Genomic DNA, 19,446 nt, shown 5'->3' on the forward strand with positions numbered 1-19,446 from the left:
CGGGCGATCGCGCCGTCAATCCGTCCACCTCACCTTGGTCAGATCATTGGCCTGGATCGGCGCGTTCTCCCACAGGCCTTGCAGCTTCGCGTCCCAGACCCCGACTTTCGGCAGCTCATAGAGGAAGCCAACAACGGCGTCGTCGGCGAGGATTTTCTGCGCCTCTCCCAGCAGCTCTTTCCGCTTGGCCTCGTCTGAGGTCAGGTTGAGCTTGGCGATGATGGCGTCGAAGGCCGGGTTGTCGTAGTTGAAGTAATAGTCCTTGCGCGAATAGATATCGATGTCGTTCGGCTCGGTATGCGAGACGATGGTGAGGTCATAGTCCTTCTTGGTGAAGACCTGATCCAGCCACTGGGCCCATTCGGCGGGGATGATTTCCAGATCGATGCCGACATCGCGCAGTTCCGACGCGATGATCTCGCCGCCGAGCCGCGCATACGAAGGCGGCGGCAGCTTTAGCGTCGCCTTGAAGCCTTTTTCGAGACCGGCCTCCTTCAGCAGTTCCTTGGCCTTATCGACATTGTGCGGATAGAGGCCGGTGAGGTCGACATAGTCCTTGTTGGCGGGTGACATGTGCGAGCCGATCGGCACGCCGAGACCGGCCGAAGCGCCGTCGATGATCGCCTTGCGGTCGAGCGCGAAGGAGATTGCCTGCCTGACCTGCAGCTTGTCGAAGGGCGGCTTCTTGTTGTTGATCGAGAGAATGGTCTCGCCTTCGGTCGAGCCGATCACCACATGGAAACGCGGGTCGTCCTTGACCTGCGAGACGCTGTCGGGATCGAAGAAGGGGAATGCCTGTATGTCGCCGGAAAGCAGCGCCGGCACGGCGGCGGCGGCATCAGGCACGATGCGGAACTCGACCTTGTCGAGGGAGACCGGGGCGCCCCAATAATTGTCGGCCTTCACCAGCGTGATCGACGAGCCCTTGGCCCAGCTCTGGAACTTGAAGGGGCCGGTGCCGATCGGCTTTTCCTTGTTGGCGTCGGCCGATTTCGGCGACACGATCACCGCGTCGCCCCAGCCCATATTGTAGAGGAAGGAGCCTTGCGGGTTCTTCAGCGTAACCTTGACGGTGGCCGGATCGGCCACGTCGACCTTGTCGATCTGCGCGAACAGGCCCTTTTGCGCATTGACCGAATTGTCTGCACGGGCGCGGTCGAGCGAGAATTTCACGTCGTCCGCGCTGAAGTCGCTGCCGTCGTGGAATTTGACGCCGGTGTGCAGCTTGAAAGTGTAGGTCTTACCGTCATCCGAGATGGTCCAGCTCTCGGCGAGGTCGGGCAGCACTTCGCCGTTCGGGCCGATGCGAGTGAGGCCTTCGAAGACATTGGCGTAGAGCACTTCATCGATTGCAGCCGCGGCGCCGGCGGTCGGATCGAGATGCGGGGGTTCGAGCGGAATGCCGATGACGAGATCGGTGCGCGCGGCAAAGGCCGACGTGGCGGCGGCAAGCGACAGCACGGCTGCGGCCAGAATGGTCTTCCACAATTTCATCGCTGAACTCCCATTTGCTCAAAATATGCTCAAGCCGCCGGATAGAAGCGTGATTTCGTGCGCGAGTAAATTGCGTTTCGTGCTGCCAGGCAGCGCCAATGGGAAATGTTTTCCGGATCAGCCGGTCGTGCCGCGCAGCAGCACGTTGAGGCCGATCGCCATCACTTTCGCCGATTCCACCATGTCGGCGATGCCCACCCATTCGTCCGGCCGGTGGGCGAGATCGAGAATGCCCGGGCCATAGGCAATGCAGTCGTAGATGTGGCCGATGCGGGCGACGTGCTTCTGGTCATAGGTCCCGGGCGAGATCACGTATTCCGGCGCGCGGTCGAAGATTTCCATGATGCCCCTCGCGACGGCCTTCACCACTGGCGCGTCGCGCTCGGTCATCAGCGGCAGGACTTCCATCAGGTCGCGGATTTCGTAATCGAACTTCTTACGCTCGCGCTTCAGCCTTTCGAGGATGCCGGTGACTTCGCCCTTGACCGTCGCAATGTCTTCCTCGAGCAGGAAGCGGCGGTCGATGGTCAGCCGGCACCAATCAGGGACATTGGGCGAGGGCAGGCCGGGGCGGAAATCCTCGGTCTGACCGCCGTGGATGGAATTAATGTTCATGGTCGAGCGCCGGGCGCCCTCGGGCACCACCGGCATGCGCGTTACCTTGCGGTCGAGCGCCGGGAACAGCTCATCCTCGAAGGCCTGCAGCACGGCGCCCATGTGGCGCACCGCATTGTCGCCGAGGAACGGCATCGAACCATGCGCGATCTCGCCCTTGGTTTCGATCTCGGCCCACCAGACGCCGCGATGGCCAAGGCAGATGCGGTCCTTGTTCAGCGGTTCCGGAATGATGACGTGGTCGACCTTCGGCCTGGAAAAGTAGCCCAGCTTCGCCAGATGGGCGACACCGCCGAAACCGCCGGACTCCTCGTCGACCGTGCCAGATATCTCGATGGCGCCGGGAAAGTCGGGATAGACCTCCATGAAGGCTTCCGCGGCGATGACCGAGGCGGCGAGCCCGCCTTTCATGTCGCAGGCGCCGCGGCCGTAAACCCGGCCGTCCTTCACCAGGCCGGCGAAGGGATCGACGGTCCAGCCTTCGCCGGCCTCGACGACGTCGATATGCGAGTTGAAGTGCACGCAGGCCCCGGACGAGCGGCCTTTGAGCCGGGCGACGACGTTGATGCGCGGGTAGCGGTCGGTGTCGCCGGGGGTGCCTTCCGCTCGAATGAACTCGGTTTCGAAGCCGAGCTTCTTGAGGCGCGCGCCAAGATATTCGGCGCATGGCCGGTAGGCCTCGCCGGGCGGATTGACTGTCGGAAAGCGGATCAGGTCGGCGGTCAGGGCGACCAGGTCGTCGGCCCGGTCATCGACGGCCCGAAGGAGTCGTTCATTCATCCGATGGATTGAAGAAGCAACGCAGCGCTTTTGCAAGCCACCTCTTGCCCGTCGCCAAACAATCAAGCGGGCAGGGCCACCAGGTTAAACCGTCGAGGGTGCGTATCGCACCGGCAACTATGGCGGGAAAATCGTTCAAATTCGCCGCATCGGATTGGCGGTTTCGTCAAGGAGTGTGTGGTACTTAACTCACCTGCCGGCAAAATGATGGAAATAACCGCGTGATGGCAGGGGCAATCAAAAGGGGTTTGATCGCATGAAAAAGTCCGTTCTCATGGCAGCTGCGCTGGCAACCGCGCTGCTCGGCACATCGCTTGCAGGCCGGGCGGCTACGCTTGTGGCTAATATCGACGTTTCCACCCAGACGATGACTGTCAGCAAATATGGGCAGGTGCTGTACCGCTGGAATGTGTCGACCGCGCGCAAGGGCTACTTCACGCCGCGCGGCAGCTATCGTCCGCAGTGGACGGCCCGGATGTGGTACTCGCGTAAATACGAGATGTCGCCGATGCCGTATTCGGTGTTCTTCCGTGGCGGCTACGCCATCCATGGCACCGGGGCCGTGAAGCATCTCGGGCGTCCGGCCTCGCATGGCTGCGTGCGCCTGCACACGGCCAATGCCGCGACTTTCTACTCGATGGTCAAGGAAGTCGGCTTCGGCAACACGCGGATCGTCGTCACCGACTGAAACGGCCGGAAAAGGCTCGCTGATGGCCGCAGGCAGCGATCGCTGCCTGCGGCCAGTCCTTTCCGGGCGTTGCAGCAATGTCTCACATGCTTCGAAAAACAACAGCTTACGCTGTCAACAGCATTGCCGAAGCTGGTTTGTATGACGCAGCAGTGGCAAATACGAAGCATTAATTCTGGCTGCTTGGGGACTATGATGTATCGATTTCTTTTGAGCGCCGCGATCGCGGCAACGACGACTTCGGCTTTCGCTGCGGATACGCCGGTTGTTCTGGACCAGGAACTCGCCCAGCCACATATATCAGGTTATGGCGAAGTTTATCTCGGCGGTATCTATTTCGCGACTCCCGGGGACGACGCAGACGGCACGACTGCCGGTGGCGCCGCTCGAATCAATTTCCCGATCGACGCCCGCTGGAACATCCAGACCGATGCGGTGATCGATTCGCTCTGGATCGAAGGCACGAACATCTACAGCTACGGCGGTGCGATCCATGGCTACTGGCGCGATCCGAGCTCGTATGCGCTCGGCGCATTTGCGACGATCACCGGATTTGGCGGTGACGAGTTTATCAGTGATGCGGATCTGTACACCTTCACGGTCGGTCCCGAAGCGCAGGCTTATTTCGGCAACGTGACGCTATACGGCCAGGTCTACTACGGCCAATTGCGGGCAAGCGGCGAGTCCGAGCATCTCGATAATTGGGGCGGTCGTGGTGTGGTGCGCTACTTTGCTCAGGATGACCTTCGCTTCGACGGTGAACTCGGCTTCTCGCGGCTGTCCGGCTTTGGCGGGCATTTCGATACCGTCACGGCAGCGTTGCAGGCTACCTATCGCTTCTCGGGGACCCCTTGGTCAGCGTTTGGCCGCTATCAACTGGACCACCTGACATTCTCGGAAGGTTCGGGCAGCGTGAACATCCACAAATATGTGATCGGGCTGCGGGCAAGCTTCGGTTCGGATACGCTGCTCTCCGAAGACCGCAACGGCGCCACCATGGATACCTATCGTTCCAACTTCTCGGTGCCATTCCTCTAGGAATTACCCCGGTTCTGACAGATCAAGGTCAAAGCCGCGAAGCTATCTTCGCGGCTTTTCCTTTGTAGGTGCCTGATTTCGCACTCTGGCGTTTCGAGCCTCGCCGTTGGCCGGTCGATCGAGCTGGTGCTGCGCCGTAGCGAGATATCGCTTCGAAAACTCAGCTGGCCTCTTTTGCCTGCCCGCGCTTGCGGCGGCGGCCGCTCATCTCCCAGCGCTTGTGGAACCACATCCACTGTCCGGGATCCTCGCGCACCCAGCGTTCGACGACGTCGGCGAGCAACTGAGTGGTGGCTTGGACATCGACACTGCCGCCTTCGGTGCGCGGCAAGGTCAGCTTGTCTTCGATCTCCAGGCGGAAGCGATTTCCCGGCAGCCTGACGCAGCGCGCCGGGTAGACATCGCAGTCATAGTGGCGGGCGAGCATGCCCAACACCGGATTGCTCTGGCAGGGGCGACCGAAGAAGGTCGTCTCGACGCCGTTCGTGAATTTCTGGTCGACGAGCACACCAATGTTGCCGCCGTTTTCCAGGATGGAGGCGAGCGCGAATGATGCGCCGGTCGAGGAGGGTAGCAAGCCTCCCATCGTCGAGCGGCGTGTCGAGTGGATGTAGTCGGCGAGGTAAGGATTGTTGGGCGGACGGAACAGTGCGGTGATGTTCATGCCGAAGGTGGCGGCGGCGACCGGCAGCAGCTCGAAATTGCCGAGATGACCGGTAAACAGGATATGCGGCTTCTTCTCGCCGGCTATCTCGACGAAATGGTCGATGCCGCGAACCTCGACCCGGCCCGGCTTGGTGGCATTCGGGTCGAAATCGAAGAGGGCGTCGAGGAAGATGTATTCGGCCGCCAGCCGGGCCATATTGCCCCACATATCGGAAGCGATGGCCTCGATCTCGGCATCGCTCTTTTCCGGATAGGCGAGACGCAGATTGTTCACGGCCACCCGATGCCGCCCGACCAGCGGCCCGATGCGGCGAGCGACCCGGTCGGCGAAGTTGAGCGCGCTGTCGGGCGGCAGAAGACGCAGCAGCCAGATCACCGACATGGCCAGCCGCGCCACCAGCCAGTGCTCCATCTGGCGCAGCCGCCGGCCATAGCGGAACATGAAGTCCCGGCGGGCTTTCTTGAGCACCTTGCCGACCATCTTTAAACGCGCAGGATGATCTTGCCGAAGACGTCGCGGCCTTCCATGCGCTTCAGCGCGGCGTCGATGTCGTCGAAGCCGACTTCGGTATCGATGACCGGAGCAACGAGGCCGGCCGCCATCTTCTGCATGGCATTGGCCATGTTCTCCATGCGGCAGCCGAAGGAGCCGAGCAGCTTCAGCTGCTGCTGGAAAAGCTGCATCAGGTTGACCTGCGTCGACACGCCGGATGTCGAGCCGCAGGTGACGAGACGGCCGCCGCGCTTCAAGCACAGCATCGAGCCGGCGAAGGTGTCGGCGCCGACATGCTCGAAGACGACGTCGACGCCCTTCTTCTTGGTCAGCTTGCGCACCACGCCTTCGAAACGGTCCTCGCGATAGTTGATGACATGGTCGGCGCCAAGCGCCTTCGCCTTGTCGATCTTGTCGTTCGATCCGACCGTGGTGATGACCGTGCAGCCCATCTTCTTGGCCAACTGGATCGCGGCGGTGCCGATGCCGGAGCCGCCGGCATGGACGAGAATGGTCTCGCCGGGCTCGAGCTTCGCGTTGTCGAACAGCATATGCTCGACCGTGCCGAAGGTGACGGGGGCCACCGCGGCGCCGATCTCGGTGACGCCGGGCGGCGCGGGCACCAGGAGGCGAGCCGGCAGGTTGATCTTTTCCTGGGCGAAGCCATCGAGATGGAAGCCGTGGACGCCGGAGACATGCTCGCAGAGATTGTCTCGGCCTTCGCGGCAGGCGCGGCAGAGTCCGCAGGTGCGCGCGCCATAGATCGACACCAACTGCCCGGGCAGGAGATTGGAAACACCAGATCCGACCGCCTCGACCTCGCCGGAGGCCTCGGCGCCGACGACCAGCGGCAGCTTGCGCTTGGCGAAGGCCATGCCGCGCCAGCCCCAGACGTCGATATGGTTGAGCGCCACCGCCTTGATGCGGAGAGTCACTTCGCCCAGCGAAGGCGGCGGGGGAGGCGGCAGGTCCACCGTTTCAAGGCGGCGGTCCTCGATAAGTTGCAATGCGCGCATTTGGCCTGTCGGTGCTGTGGAAGCGGAAAAACGTCCGCTTAGACCGGTTCCCGCGCCATGACAAGGCAGGTGTTCTGGCCGCCGAAGCCGAAGGAGTTCGACAGAACCGTGCCGACTTCGGCATTGCGCTTCTTGTTGGGCACGACGTCGAGCACGATCGCCGGATCGGGATTGTCGTAGTTGATCGTCGGCGGGATGACGCTTTCGCGCATCGTCATCAGCGAGAACGCGGCTTCGACCGCGCCTGCCGCCGACAACGTATGGCCGATCATCGACTTGTTGGAAGAGATCGGCATCGAGCCGATCCGCTCGCCGAACACCGTCGACAGCGACAGATGCTCCATCTTGTCGTTTTCCGGCGTCGAGGTGCCGTGCGCGTTGACGTAGTCGATCTCGTCCTCGCTGAGGCCCGCATCGGCAAGCGCGGCTCGCACTGCGGCGATCGCCGGCGAGCCGTCGGGCTTTGAACGAGTGCGATGGAAATCGTCGGCCTTTTCGCCACAGCCGCGCATGATGCCGAGGATGGTCGCGCCGCGGGCAAGGGCCGCTTCCAGCGATTCCAGCACCAGCGCGCCCGAACCTTCGGCCAGCACGAAGCCGTCGCGGTCCTTGGAGAAGGGTTTTGACGCTTTTTCCGGAATGTCGTTGTGGGTGGAAAGCGCCGAAAGCAGCGAGAAGCGGATCAGCGCCTCGGCCGTGGCCGACCCGTCGGCGCCGATCGACAGCGCTTTGTCGCACTCGCCGCGGCGGATCGCCTCGACGCCGAGCTGAATGGCGGTAGCGCCGGAAGCGCAGGCGGTCGAGAGCGTGATCGGCAAGCCGCGCGTGCCGAAACGGTCGGCCAATCGGTCGGCGATCGAGCCGAACTGAGTGGTCTCGAAGATGTCGAACTCCTTCAGCCCGCGCGCCACCCTCAGCAGCCGTTCGGAACCGCTTTCCTGCTTGTCGGAATTGTAGAGTGAGAAGCGGTCGGCCCAGTCGAGCTCGACCGGCGGCGAGGCTAGGAACAGCGGTCCGCCGAAATCGCCGGAATCGAGGCCTGCCTCCGACACAGCTTCCTCGGCCGCGGTCTCGGCCAGCTCGTAGGTGAGTGGGCTGGCACCCTTGGAGCTCGACGGCAGAAAGTCGACCATGCCGGAGATGCGGGTATTGAGGTGGTCGACGGGAAAGCGCGTGATCGGATGGATGCCGGACTTGCCCGAGGTCAGCGCGGCCCAGTTGTCGGCCTTGCCGACACCCAGCGACGTCACCACGCCGATGCCGGTGACGGCGACGATCGGCCTGCCCATGTGATCGCGGAGATTGGCCATGCTTCTTATTTGCCTTCGCTCTAAGCGGCTTTGATCAGCCCAAGGCCTTCGAATTGGTGATAGCCGATGGCGGTTGCAAGGACGTTGGCGGGAGCGCCTTCGAATGCTCGCTCCACTGTTGCATCATAGACAGGGTAGCTTGCCTTGCGGTCGACAGCGAGCGCCGCAAGCGCAACCGCAAAGGGAAACTGCGCTTCCTTCATGTGGCCGGTCAGCGTCGAGAAGGCGCGCACGGCAAGCGCCGGATTTGCGTCGAACGCTTCCTTCTCGGCCGCGGTGGCGGCATGGGCGCCGGAGGTCCCGGAAATCGTCAGCAATTCGCCGGCGGGCAGCGCTGCCTGCTTCAGTAGCGCCGCGATCTCGGCATTCAACTCACCGCGCCGACGCCTGGCGCGGCCGGAAACGACTGGGCCAAGTTCAGCGTAGGCCTTACGCCCGCGGCTCTGTGCGTGCTCGCGCTGTTCGAGCACCAGGAAAGCGCCACCGGAGCCGGTCACCACGCCGCCGCCTTCAGAGCCCCGCCGTTGCCACACCGGTTTCCAGGAGCCGCGATGCAGATAGCCGGCGAGCTCGTAGCCGAGCAGCATGTCGGAATGTTCGGTCTGGAAGGCGCCGCCGACCAGGACATGCGTCGACTGGCCGGAGCGGATGCGGGCGGCGGCCGTCTCGACCGCCGAAACGCCAGCGCCTTCCTCGCCCATGAAGGTGCGGGACGAGCCGGTGACCTTGTGCACGATGGAGATGTTGCCGGCGAGCAGGTTGGAGAGCTGGGCGAGGAACAGCGTCGGCCGCAATTCCGTGGTCAGCTTCTCGTTGAGCAGCACGTCGCGGTCGTTGCGGGCCTCGGAGGCCGCGAGGATCGCGGTGTCGACAGCCTCGTCGCGCTCGCCGCCGCCGGCAGCCACCACCATGTCCATGGTGGCGCAGAGCTCGTCATTGCCCTTGATGCCGGCATCGTCCAGCGCCAGCCCGGCAACATAGGTGCCGAGCCGTTGCCAGGTCTCCATCTGGCGCTGATCGCCGCGCTTGGCGATCTGCAGGTTCCAGTCGATCTCGGGCAGGGGATGGATGGTGTAGGGAGCGAAACGCGTCGCATCGAGCACCGGCTCGACGCCCGGCCGGGTCAGCTTCTGCCAATGCGCATCCGGACCCTCTCCCAGCGAGGAGACAAGGCCGATGCCGGTGATGACGACGTCGTGGGAACTCATGAGCGCCTGTTGTGGGTCAGGTTGCTTTCGATTTTGCGGATGATCCTTTCCGAAAATCGTTGCCGATTTTCGGGGTCATGCGCTGGGCGCGTCAAGACCGCGACCGAGCCGGCATCAGGCGGCCTTGGCCGCGACCAGCGCGTCGATCTTGGCGCAGAGGTTCTTCATGACGAAGTAGTCGTCGGTCGAGGCCTTGCCGTCATTGACCTCCTGCGTCCACTTCTCCAGCGGCACCTTGATGCCGAATTCCTTGTCGATCGCAAAGACGATGTCGAGGAAATCGAGGCTGTCGATGCCGAGATCGTCGATGGTGTGGCTTTCGGGCGTGATGGTGTCGATATCGATCTCGCTGGTGTCGGCAATGATCTTGGCGACTTTCTCGAATGTGGTGGACAAGGGCTCTTCCTTCGGTTGCGGGCGGAATCTGTCCGCATCTTTGTTTGGGCGCTGTCTAATCGGTTTTTCCGGGCAGGAAAAGGCCTGATACGCCGGGCGCAGATGGGATGCCGGCTTTCTGGACGCAAGAAGGGCCGCCGGACGAACCGGTGGCCCTTCCCTTTGACGTCACGTCAGCTCAGTTCTCACGGAGCTTGACCAGGTCGTTCAGCAACCCGCCCGTACCATTGTGGACGGTCAGGCGCTCGACCTTGCCGGCGATGGCCTCGAGAGCCTCGAGCTCCTTCAGCCGCAGCATCACCGGGTTCTCGGCCATCACCTTGGCCGTGTTGAGCAGCGAACGCGTGGCGTTCGTCTCCTCGCGGCGGCGGATGACGTTGGCCTCGGCCTGCTTCTCGGCCGAAACCACCTGGTTGAGGATTTCGCGCATCTCGCCCGGCAGGATGACATCCTTGAGAGCGATATCGCTGACCTCGAGGCCGATCGCGGCCATGTCGGCACGCACCTTGGCGGCCGCCTCCTCGTCGACCGTCACCTTCCTGTCGAGGATCTGGTCGAGGGTGAGCGCGCCAAGCGTCTTGCGGAAGGCGTACTGCAGGGCGCGGTAGAGGGCTTCGGCGAAGTCCTTCACCGTGCTCACCGCCGTCACCGGATCGACGACCCGGTATTCGGCGGCGATGTTGACGCGGATCGTCACGCGATCCTTGGTCAGCATTTCCTGTCCGGCAACATCAAGCGACTGGCGCTTGAGGTCGACGACCTTCACCTGGACCATGCGCCCGACATTCCAGAAGGCGTGCACGCCCGCGGCAAGCGTGCGGGCGTAGACGCCGTCTACGAATAGCAGCCCGACCTGGCCGTCCACGACCGGATGCAGGAACATATGTTCCGCCTTCCGGGCCTGGCCGATCCGGCGCATCAAGGCCGGATCGACGGCGAGATCGGCCGCCGTGTCGACGGACGTCACCTTCCACGGGCCGGCATCCGTCCACAGCACGAGCTTGCGGTCCGGAGTGAGAACGGCATGGAGGGCGCCGTCGCGCTCGATGACGGCAATGTCGGTGCGCCCGGTGCGAACGACCGTGAAGTGACGCGCGGCCACGTCCGGGAGCTTGTCGAACAATGCCTTCTCGTAGGCCGAAACGAATTCCGGGTTCTTCAGGTCGTGCCTGGAGATTTCCAGGTTGCCGCGTCGGCTGGCGAGCCAATGTTCGCCCGGCATCAGGACAGCCTGGATCTCGCCCTTGTAGAGGGCGACCGCACGCTCATTTTCCTTCACGAGGACGCGCTGGCGTCCAAGAACCTTTTCGAGAATGGTCTTCATTGTCTTTACTCCTGTCGGGCATGGCCCCATGCGAGGCGTCACGTCATGCGTCGAAGCGTCCTTTCGTTGCTCGTTTCCTTTTCCCGGCACGAATGATCCGGAGACCGGTGACATCGCCAAGCGGCGGGCCTTCGGGAGCGGATCGCGGGGCGGCGAAGCGGGCGCCGAAGGCCGAAGCCTCCTTTGCCAGCATCGCCGCGCCTTGATCGTCACCGCGGGCCTGGCCGCGAGCCGACGGCGCAGGACATCGCGCGCCAGCGAGGCCGAAGCCCTGCCGTCCGTGAAATCCTCGCATTCCGGTCCCCGGACCGTTTTTCAGATAACACCGTAAAAGGGTGCCTTGGCTTATCAGGCCAAATGGAGAAGGATTCGAACCTTCGGCCGTCAGATTATGAGTCTGATGCTCTACCCAACTGAGCTATCCGTGTCGTGGGTGTGGGAATTGAACCCTGCCTCCGGACCCAAATCCGGCGCTCTCCATGAGCTACACCCGCAAGTCCCAACACCCGAAACGGCGCCGCACACAGCGCGGCAAAGCCGGCTGCGCGGGCGGAGACGAAAGCTCCAACCGTTGTGCTCGCTTCGGTTTTCGTGACCGGGAGCGCGCCTATAGACCCTGCGACGGGTTGTCGCAAGCGGCATTGTCGCGGCGGATTTGCGGCTTCTCTCGGTTGTGGCATTTCAGCCACAGCACTGAGACGCACAGGCCGGCGCTGTCAGAAGGTGACGCGGCCGAGCACCTTGAGGCCGTCGCCCTCCGGCGCCACCACCACGGCTTCACCCTCGCGCGGCGCTACGCCGGTGAGCGCCTCGATGTTTTCCAGATGCGTGACCAGCACCAGATTGTCGGAGCCGGAATAGCCGCGGATCTCCTTCATGACCGCCTCCATCTGAGCGGCCTTCTCAGCCGGATCAATTTTCAGCAGATCGAGCGGCGCGAACGGTTCCGGCTCAGCCTCGAAGGCGATGCGGGCGGTGTCGAGGCAGCGGCAGTAGCGGCTCGACAGCACGCGCTCGATTGGAGCGGCACGCGCTGCGAAGAGGGCGCCGATGCGGCTCGCCTGCTGCTTGCCGCGCTCCGAAAGGTTGAGCTGGCTGGCGCAGTTGCCAATGTCGAAATTCGCCGGGTCGGTCGTCCCGGTGACGAAGGCGTGGCGAAGCAGCACAATGTGACCGCCATCGCGCAGCAGCGCCCAGCCCGCGTCGGTCGCGTTGGCGAGGGTCGGAGCAGCAAGCAGGAAAAGCGCCAGGGCAAGTCGCAGCATGAGAAGTCCCTATGGCGGCCCGAGAACCGGGGCCATGACTGGCATATAGGGACCGCAAAGCGGGCTGAAAAACAAGCAGAGGACCGGTGGAGTGGGCGGCAAGCGATCCGTTGGCCGAGATTGCACGGCGATCGGGGCTCGCCTATCACGGGAAAAATGTCTCCGCCCCAAAAATGACTCCGCTCGTCGAAACCGTTCTCTTCGTCTTCAGTCTCGTCGCGCTCGGCTATCTCGCCGGGTTCACCGGCTATCTGAAGCCGGCGAGCGGCGAGGGCATATCCGAATTCGCCGTCAACGTGGCGATGCCGCTGCTTTTGTTCCAGACGATGGTGAAGTCGGATTTCCACGGCGTGGCGCCGTGGCCGCTGTGGGGCTCCTATTTCGCCGCGGTGGCCATCACCTGGGCCGCCGGCCATCTGGTCACGACGCGCATCTTCGGCCGCGACGCCCGCGCCGGCATCGTCGGCGGCGTTTCCTCTGCCTATTCCAATGTCGTGCTGCTCGGCGCGCCCTTCATCCTCGGCATTTTTGGCGCAAGCGGCTTCGAGGTCCTGTCGCTGCTGGTCTCGGTTCACCTGCCGATCATGATGATGGCCTCGATCGTTCTGTTCGAGATGTTCGGCCGTGGCGGCAGCGAACCGGTGCATCCGCTGCGCGTCATCAGGAATTTTCTGAGGCGGCTGTTCGTCAATCCGCTGATCATCGGGATATTGGCGGGGCTCGCTTGGCGCCTGACCGGTGCGCCGCTGCCGGCGCTGATCGGGCGGCTGGTCGATGCGCTCGCCGATACCGCCGGGCCGGTGGCGCTGTTTGCCATGGGCCTCAGCCTGCGTCGCTTCGGCATTTCCGGCAACGTCCGGCCGGCGCTCGCGCTGTCGGCGCTCAAGCTCTTCCTGATGCCGGCGGTTGTTCTTCTCCTGGTCTGGCTGCTCGGCCTGCCGCCGCTGACGGCCAAGGTCGCCGTGGTCGTTGCCGCGCTGCCGTCCGGCATCAATTCCTATCTCATCGCCGTCCAGTTCAACACCGGCCAGGCGCTGGCGTCGAACCAGATGACCATCGCCACGGCGAGCGCGGTGCTCACCACGTCCTTCTGGCTGACGGTGGTCGTTCATATTTTTGGATAGCGGCCAAGGCCACCGCGCTCGCTTTTGCTGGCCCAACCCCTATATGCCATCTTGTGATTGCTTGCCGGGCTTTCCCTAGGTAAGAGCAATGCGCCGGCGTGCGGCCATGCACGCCATCGAATATCCAGAAAAACGGCCGATCAGCGCGCCGAACGGAGGCCAGACCATGCTTCAGAAAACCAGCCATTTCATGCGCCAGGCCAATCTCATCAACGGCGAATGGGTGCAGGCCGACAGCGGCCAGACCGTCGACGTCAACAATCCGGCCACGGGCCTCAAGATCGGCACCGTGCCGAAGGCCGGCAAGGCCGAAACCCGCCGCGCCATCGAGGCCGCCGAGGAAGCCTTCAAGACCTGGCGCAAGACCACCGCGCTCGAGCGCTCGAAGCTGTTGCGCAAGCTGCATGACGCCATGATGGACAATCAGGACGTGCTGGCCCAACTGCTCACCATCGAGCAGGGCAAGTCGCTGTTCGAATCCAAGGGCGAGATCGGCTCAGCCGCGAGCTATATCCTGTGGTTCGCCGAGGAAGGCCGCCGCACCTATGGCGACATCGTGCCGTCGCCCTGGGGCGACCGCCGTATCCTGGTAACCAAGGAGCCGGTCGGCGTCATCGCCGCCATCACGCCTTGGAATTTTCCGTCCTCGATGCTCGCCCGCAAGCTCGGCCCGGCGTTGGCCGCGGGCTGCACGGCCGTCGTCAAGCCGGCCTCGCAGACCCCTTATTCGGGCCTCGCCTGGGGCGCGCTCGCCGAGGAGGTCGGCTTCCCCAAGGGCGTCATCAACATCCTGACCGGTTCAGCCGGCGAGATTGGCGACGAGATCTGCGCCAATCCGCTGGTCAAGAAGATCACCTTCACCGGCTCTACCGAGGTCGGCAAGATCCTGATCCAGAAATCGTCGACGACGGTCAAGAAAGTGTCGATGGAGCTCGGTGGCAACGCGCCGTTCCTGGTCTTCGACGACGCCGACATCGATCGTGCCGTCACCGGCGCCATCACCGCGAAATACCGCAATTCCGGCCAGACCTGCGTCTGCACCAACCGCTTCCTGGTGCAAGCGGGCGTCTATGACAAGTTCGTCGAGGAGCTGGCCGCCGCCAGCAACAACCTCAAGGTCGGTTCCGGCCTGGAGGAAGGCGTGCAGCAGGGGCCGCTGATCGACGAGAAGGCGGTCGAGAAGGTCGAGGAACTGATCGCCGACGCGACGTCGAAAGGCGGCAAGGTCGTCGCCGGCGGCAAGCGCCATGCGCTTGGCGGCTCGTTCTTCCAGCCGACCGTGATTTCCAATGCGACGCCGAAGATGCGCTTCATGAAGGAAGAGATTTTTGGGCCGGTCGCGCCGGTGTTCAAGTTCGAGACCGAGGAAGAGGCCATCGCTTTAGCCAACGACACCGAGTTCGGCCTCGCCTGCTATTTCTACACCGGCGATCTCGGCCGCGCCTTCCGCGTCATGGAAGGGCTGAAATACGGCATGGTCGGCGTCAATGAGGGCCTGATCACCACGCCCGAGGCGCCGTTCGGCGGCGTCAAGGAATCGGGCCTCGGCAAGGAAGGCGGACATCAGGGCATCGAGGACTACCTCGACACCAAATATGTCTGCATCGGCGGGCTCGGCCTCTGACAGCTTACCCGAGGAGCAGGGCGGGCATGTTGCCTGCCTTGCTGGACGATATAAAGCCGGCCAAAGTCCCCGGATCAACGAACTGACGTTTCGGGCACAGCGATGAAGGATGGCGAGGTCTTCGGCACGACGCAGGCGGGCGAGCCGGTTCGCCGTTTCACCATCCGCGGCGGCGGGCTGACCGCCAACATCATCGGGCTCGGCGCAATCGTCCAGGATCTCAGGCTCACCGGCCACGACGCGCCGCTGGTGCTGGGCTACGACCGTTTCGAACCTTACGAAACCGATCGTGCCTATTTCGGCGCCGTGGTCGGCCGTTTCGCCAACCGCATTCGCGACGGCCGCTTCACCATCGCCGGCAAGCGCTATCAGACGGAGCGCAATTTTCTCGGCAAGCACACGCTGCATGGCGGCACGGAAGGCTATTTCCACCGGCCGTGGACCGTCTCGCTGCATGGACGCGATTTCGTGACGCTGACGCTGCACGATCCGGACGGCACGATGGGCTTTCCAGGGGCGCTGGACGTCACCTGCACCTACCGGCTGAAGATCCCCGGCACGCTCAGCATGGAGCTGACCGCGACCTGCGAGGAGCCGACGCTGTGCAACCTGGCGCAGCACTCCTACTTCAACCTCGAGGACGGCGGCGCGGGCGACATCCTCGACCACCGGCTTATGCTCAATGCCGGTGCCTATACGCCGGTCGATGGCGAGATGATCCCGACTGGCGTGGTGAAGCCGGTCGACGGCACGCCCTATGACTTTCGCCAGGCGCGGCCGCTGCGCATGGAAACGGAAGGCGAGCAACTCCCCTACGACGTGAATTTCTGCCTCGCCTCCAACCGTGGACCGCTTCACCAGGCAGCCTGGGTGCAAGGGGCCAATTCGGGTGTCGAGATGGAAGTCTGGACGACGGAGCCCGGCCTGCAGCTCTATATCGGCCAGTATGTCGCGCCGTCGTCGCCGGGGCTGGATGGCCGCCGCTACAAGCCGTTCTCCGGCTTTTGCCTTGAAGCGCAGGCCTGGCCGGACGCGCCGAACCGGCCCTATTTCCCCCAGGCCACGCTGTGGCCTGGGCAAATCTACCATCAGGTGACGGAATACCGGTTCCGCCTGCCTTAAGCCCTGTTGATATTCAGGTGAGGCCGGCCTGCGAACGGCTTAGGCTTCGAACGCTGTCCTCAGTACCTCAAACGGTGCCAGCGCACCGCGGACTTGCACGACGGCGGCAGCAACTTGATGCGCGCGCCTAGCGGCATCGGCAGGCACATGGCCGGCTAGCCGGGCGGCGAGATAGCCGCCGTTGAAGGAATCCCCTGCGCCGGTGGTGTCGACCGGTGTGGCGACATGCACGGCCGGCACCGGCTGAGCGGTGCCGTCGAGGGCAACGAGCGCGGCGTCTTCGCCATTCTTGACGACGACCTCGCCGACCTGCTTCCCGAGCCTTTCCGCGGTCGCCTGCGGTGTCTCGTCTGCGAACAGCATCTGCTCGTCGGGAAAGGTCGGCAGTGCGATGTCGGTGACGGCAAGCGCCTCCAGGATCGTGGTCTGCGCCGCCTCTGGGCTCTGCCAGAGCCTGGGGCGGTAGTTCGGGTCGAAGGCGACGAGAGAGCCGGCAGCGCGGGCGTTCGCGACCGCGTCGAGCAAGGTCCTGCGGGCAGGCCCGTCCAGAATTGCCAGGGTGATTCCGGAAAAATAGACAAGCGCCTGGTTTTCAAGGCTTTTGGCGAGTGCTGCCGGATCGGAGGCGAGCTGGCGCGCTGCTGCATCGCTTCGCCAATAGGTGAAGGCGCGTTCGGCTCCGGTGAGCGTGATGGCGTAAAGGCCGGGCCTGGCGCCGGCAATGACCGGGCTGTTGCCGATTCCGATGCCGTTCTGGGCGAAGAAATCGATCTGATCGCGCGAAAAGGGATCATCGCCGAAGGCCGAGATATAAGTCGCCGGCCGCTCCGGGCTCAGTGCATGCAGCGCCCATAGCGTGTTGAAGGTGTCGCCGGCGAAGCCCATGCGCCAGTTCGGTCCTGCCTGACCCGACAGTTCGAGCATGCATTCGCCGATCGAAGCAATACCATTGGCGGTCATGGGGCTCGTTCCTCCTGAAACGATGCTGCTGTAGCTTTTTGCAACCGGCAGCGCCATGCTTGGCGCAGGCGGAATTTTGCGCCAGAAGCGATTTCCCACAGGCGGGGCGGGATGCTGCGCGCAGCCCGTGACGTTATCAGCCGAAGAGGAACCGGTTTGGCATCGATATGGCGTTACGTTCTTGCGGGTCTCGGTCTCGCTGCCCTTTTGGTCGGCATCCTGGCAGTCGTCTATCTGACGGCGCCGCACTCGGCGCCGGGTCCCGACATGTCGCGCTCGAAGAAGACGGCGAGCGGCCTGTTCGTCGCCAGCTTCGAGCCGGAACGCGGCGTCATCCGGCAAGGCGAGCTGCAGTCCTGGCTGCTGACGCTGAAAACCGCCGCCGGCGCCCCGGTGGAGGGTGCTGCGATCACCGTTTTCGGCGGCATGCCGCAACACAATCACGGCCTGCCGACCAGCCCGCAGGCGACCGACTATCTCGGCGACGGACGCTATCGCATCGACGGCGTCAAATTCACCATGAGCGGCTGGTGGCAACTGCGCTTCGCCATCTCGGCGGCGGCGGGGTCCGATTCCGTCGTCTTCAACATCGTGCTGTGAGCGGCCAATGAGGCGTCTCGCCCGCGTCGCAAGCCTGGCCACTCTGGCCGCGCTCGCCTTGCTTGGCGGCTGCGGCAAGCCTCAGTTCAGCGACGCCGAGAAGAAGAACATCGCCTCGCTGGCGCTGAACACGCTGCCGGCGCTTAAAGCGGACACCATGAACCAATATGCCGACGTGCCGGCCGCGGCGGCGCTCGGATCGACGCTGTTCTTCGATGTCGGCATGAGCCGCGACGGCACGGTGTCCTGCTCGACCTGCCACAAGATCGACCGCCAGTTCCAGGACGACCTGCCGCAGGCGGTCGGCGTCGGCCGCGCCAACCGTCGCACCATGCCTTTGGCCGGCGTGGCGCGCGATCCCTGGTTCTTCTGGGACGGGCGGCGCGACAGCCTTTGGGCGCAAGCGCTGACGCCGCTCGAAAACCCGCTTGAGCAAGCCGGCAATCGCGCCGCTTTCGCGCATTACATCAAGAACCGGTTCGGCGAGCGCTATGAGCGCATCTTCGGACCGCTTCCCGATCTTTCCACCGTGCCGGCCAATGCCAGCCCGCTCGGCACCGATGCCGAGAAAGCAGCGTGGAACGCCATGCCGGCCAGCCAGGCCGACGATGTCAACCGCGTCTTTGCCAATATCGGCAAGGCGATCGCTGCCTTCGAGCGCTCGATCGAGCCGCAACAGACGCGTTTCGACCGCTTCGCCATCGACCTCGCGACCGGCGCCGAGCCGCAAGACGATGCCGCTTTCTCGCCAGAAGAGACCCTCGGGCTGAAGCTGTTCATCGGCAAGGCCAATTGCGTGACCTGTCACAACGGGCCGCGCTTCACCGACAATGCTTTCCACAACACCGGCGTGCCGCCGGTCAAGGACCTGCCGCCGGATCGCGGCCGTGTCGATGCGGTGGCTCAAGTCCAGGCCGATCCGTTCAACTGCTTCGGCAAGTTCCGCGACGGCGAGGCCAGCGCCTGCCGCGAGCTGCGTTTCATGGTGAAAGATGGGCAGCAGCTGGTGCGCGCTTACAAGACTCCGTCGCTGCGGGGCGCGGCCACGCGTGCGCCCTACATGCATGCCGGGCAGTTTTCGTCACTCGACGAAGTGGTCGCGCATTATTCGAAAGCGCCGGCTGCTGTCGAGGGCGTTTCGGAGGTGCATCCGCTCGATCTCTCCGATCGTGAGCGGGCGGCGCTGGTGGCTTTCCTGAAGACGCTTTCTGAGTGATCTAGCGGTCCTTCACCGTTTCCATCGCCACGAAGGTCGAGGTTTGCGCTACGTGGGGAAGGGCCGAAATGCGCTCGCCCAGCACACGGCGATAGGCGGCGATGTCGGTGGTCCGGACCTTCAGCAGATAGTCGAAGCTCGATGCCATCATGTGGCATTGCTCGATTTCGGGCACACCCTGAACGGCGCGGTTGAAGGCGTCGAGCGCTGCCGAGCGCGTATCCGAAAGCTTCACCTGGACGAAGGCGACATGGCCTTCGCCCATGCGCTCGCGGTCGATGATGGCACGATAGCCTCTTATGTAGCCGTCCTTCTCCAGCCGCTTCACCCGCGCTTGCACCGGCGTCTTCGACAGGCCGACCTTGGCTGCCAGTTCGGACATGGAAAGCCTGCCGTCGCGTCCGAGCGCGGACAGGATGTTGCGATCTATGCGGTCCAATTGGTCTTCGGTCATCGATATCGTGGTCAAAATGATCGGAATTGACCTATATCATAGTCCAAATGGAC

At 63.6% G+C, this 19,446-nt stretch carries 18 protein-coding genes and 1 tRNA gene; 7 read left to right on the forward strand and 12 right to left on the reverse strand.

Translation table 11 applies throughout. The features are described 5' to 3' along the window. Positions 1-15: 15 nt before the first annotated feature. Both RFM40_RS18875 and RFM40_RS18880 read right to left on the reverse strand, forming a co-directional pair. Positions 16-1,494: an ABC transporter substrate-binding protein gene (locus RFM40_RS18875; protein ID WP_320226957.1), complete on the reverse strand. Its 1,479-nt coding sequence runs from the start codon at positions 1,492-1,494 to the stop codon at positions 16-18. A gap of 117 nt (positions 1,495-1,611) precedes the next feature. Next, a complete protein-coding gene (locus RFM40_RS18880) occupies positions 1,612-2,889 on the reverse strand; it encodes an acetylornithine deacetylase/succinyl-diaminopimelate desuccinylase family protein (RefSeq protein ID WP_320226958.1) in 1,278 nt (425 codons plus the stop codon). Positions 2,890-3,145: 256 nt separating this feature from the next. On the opposite strand from RFM40_RS18880, the gene RFM40_RS18885 reads away from it, so the two are divergent. Both RFM40_RS18885 and RFM40_RS18890 read left to right on the forward strand, forming a co-directional pair. After that, positions 3,146-3,577, forward strand: a complete 432-nt coding sequence (locus RFM40_RS18885; RefSeq protein ID WP_320226959.1) for a L,D-transpeptidase — start codon at positions 3,146-3,148, stop codon at positions 3,575-3,577. Between the two features lie 195 nt (positions 3,578-3,772). Continuing rightward, positions 3,773-4,615 carry a hypothetical protein gene (locus tag RFM40_RS18890; protein ID WP_320226960.1) on the forward strand — a complete coding sequence of 281 codons (843 nt, stop codon included), beginning with the start codon at positions 3,773-3,775 and terminating at the stop codon, positions 4,613-4,615. A gap of 160 nt (positions 4,616-4,775) precedes the next feature. On the opposite strand, the gene RFM40_RS18895 is transcribed toward RFM40_RS18890, so the two are convergent. From RFM40_RS18895 to RFM40_RS18930, 8 genes are all read right to left on the reverse strand, one after another. Beyond that, the gene (locus tag RFM40_RS18895; protein ID WP_320226961.1) at positions 4,776-5,762 is read right to left on the reverse strand and encodes a lipid A biosynthesis lauroyl acyltransferase; all 987 of its coding nucleotides are present in this window, start codon (positions 5,760-5,762) and stop codon (positions 4,776-4,778) included. Positions 5,763-5,764: 2 nt separating this feature from the next. After that, the gene (locus RFM40_RS18900; RefSeq protein ID WP_320226962.1) at positions 5,765-6,790 is read right to left on the reverse strand and encodes a zinc-binding dehydrogenase; all 1,026 of its coding nucleotides are present in this window, start codon (positions 6,788-6,790) and stop codon (positions 5,765-5,767) included. Positions 6,791-6,828: 38 nt separating this feature from the next. Further along, positions 6,829-8,100, reverse strand: coding sequence for a beta-ketoacyl-ACP synthase (locus tag RFM40_RS18905; RefSeq protein WP_320226963.1), 1,272 nt, complete (start codon positions 8,098-8,100; stop codon positions 6,829-6,831). 20 nt (positions 8,101-8,120) lie between these two features. Then, a complete protein-coding gene (locus tag RFM40_RS18910) occupies positions 8,121-9,308 on the reverse strand; it encodes a beta-ketoacyl-ACP synthase (RefSeq protein WP_320226964.1) in 1,188 nt (395 codons plus the stop codon). Between the two features lie 114 nt (positions 9,309-9,422). Then, on the reverse strand, positions 9,423-9,704 hold the full coding sequence (locus RFM40_RS18915; RefSeq protein WP_027167184.1) for an acyl carrier protein: 282 nt from the start codon (positions 9,702-9,704) through the stop codon (positions 9,423-9,425). Between the two features lie 178 nt (positions 9,705-9,882). Beyond that, positions 9,883-11,028 carry a slipin family protein gene (locus RFM40_RS18920; protein WP_320278011.1) on the reverse strand — a complete coding sequence of 382 codons (1,146 nt, stop codon included), beginning with the start codon at positions 11,026-11,028 and terminating at the stop codon, positions 9,883-9,885. A 358-nt stretch (positions 11,029-11,386) separates the two neighbouring features. Beyond that, positions 11,387-11,452: transfer RNA gene (locus tag RFM40_RS18925), tRNA-Ile, on the reverse strand. A gap of 292 nt (positions 11,453-11,744) precedes the next feature. Then, entirely contained in the window at positions 11,745-12,293 is a 549-nt protein-coding gene (locus tag RFM40_RS18930) for a histidine phosphatase family protein (protein WP_320226966.1), read from the reverse strand. 173 nt (positions 12,294-12,466) lie between these two features. On the opposite strand from RFM40_RS18930, the gene RFM40_RS18935 reads away from it, so the two are divergent. From RFM40_RS18935 to RFM40_RS18945, 3 genes are all read left to right on the forward strand, one after another. Beyond that, a complete protein-coding gene (locus tag RFM40_RS18935; RefSeq protein WP_320226967.1) occupies positions 12,467-13,417 on the forward strand; it encodes an AEC family transporter in 951 nt (316 codons plus the stop codon). Between the two features lie 166 nt (positions 13,418-13,583). After that, positions 13,584-15,041 carry an NAD-dependent succinate-semialdehyde dehydrogenase gene (locus tag RFM40_RS18940; RefSeq protein ID WP_320226968.1) on the forward strand — a complete coding sequence of 486 codons (1,458 nt, stop codon included), beginning with the start codon at positions 13,584-13,586 and terminating at the stop codon, positions 15,039-15,041. A gap of 102 nt (positions 15,042-15,143) precedes the next feature. Beyond that, positions 15,144-16,163: an aldose epimerase family protein gene (locus tag RFM40_RS18945; RefSeq protein ID WP_320226969.1), complete on the forward strand. Its 1,020-nt coding sequence runs from the start codon at positions 15,144-15,146 to the stop codon at positions 16,161-16,163. Between the two features lie 39 nt (positions 16,164-16,202). On the opposite strand, the gene RFM40_RS18950 is transcribed toward RFM40_RS18945, so the two are convergent. Continuing rightward, the gene (locus tag RFM40_RS18950; protein WP_320278012.1) at positions 16,203-17,123 is read right to left on the reverse strand and encodes a sugar kinase; all 921 of its coding nucleotides are present in this window, start codon (positions 17,121-17,123) and stop codon (positions 16,203-16,205) included. 156 nt (positions 17,124-17,279) lie between these two features. Here RFM40_RS18950 and RFM40_RS18955 point away from each other — a divergent pair, with 156 nt between their 5' ends. Together RFM40_RS18955 and RFM40_RS18960 are read left to right on the forward strand one after the other, a co-directional pair. Continuing rightward, positions 17,280-17,723 (forward strand): FixH family protein, encoded by a 444-nt coding sequence (locus RFM40_RS18955; RefSeq protein ID WP_320226971.1) that lies wholly within the window; start codon positions 17,280-17,282, stop codon positions 17,721-17,723. Between the two features lie 7 nt (positions 17,724-17,730). Further along, positions 17,731-18,939 (forward strand): cytochrome-c peroxidase, encoded by a 1,209-nt coding sequence (locus tag RFM40_RS18960; protein ID WP_320278013.1) that lies wholly within the window; start codon positions 17,731-17,733, stop codon positions 18,937-18,939. A gap of 1 nt (position 18,940) precedes the next feature. Here the strand turns inward: RFM40_RS18960 and RFM40_RS18965 are convergent, their stop codons facing one another. Next, positions 18,941-19,393, reverse strand: a complete 453-nt coding sequence (locus RFM40_RS18965; RefSeq protein WP_320226973.1) for an Lrp/AsnC family transcriptional regulator — start codon at positions 19,391-19,393, stop codon at positions 18,941-18,943. Positions 19,394-19,446: the final 53 nt, after the last annotated feature.

This window comes from Mesorhizobium captivum (assembly GCF_033977165.1).
In the GTDB taxonomy this organism is placed as follows: domain Bacteria; phylum Pseudomonadota; class Alphaproteobacteria; order Rhizobiales; family Rhizobiaceae; genus Mesorhizobium; species Mesorhizobium captivum.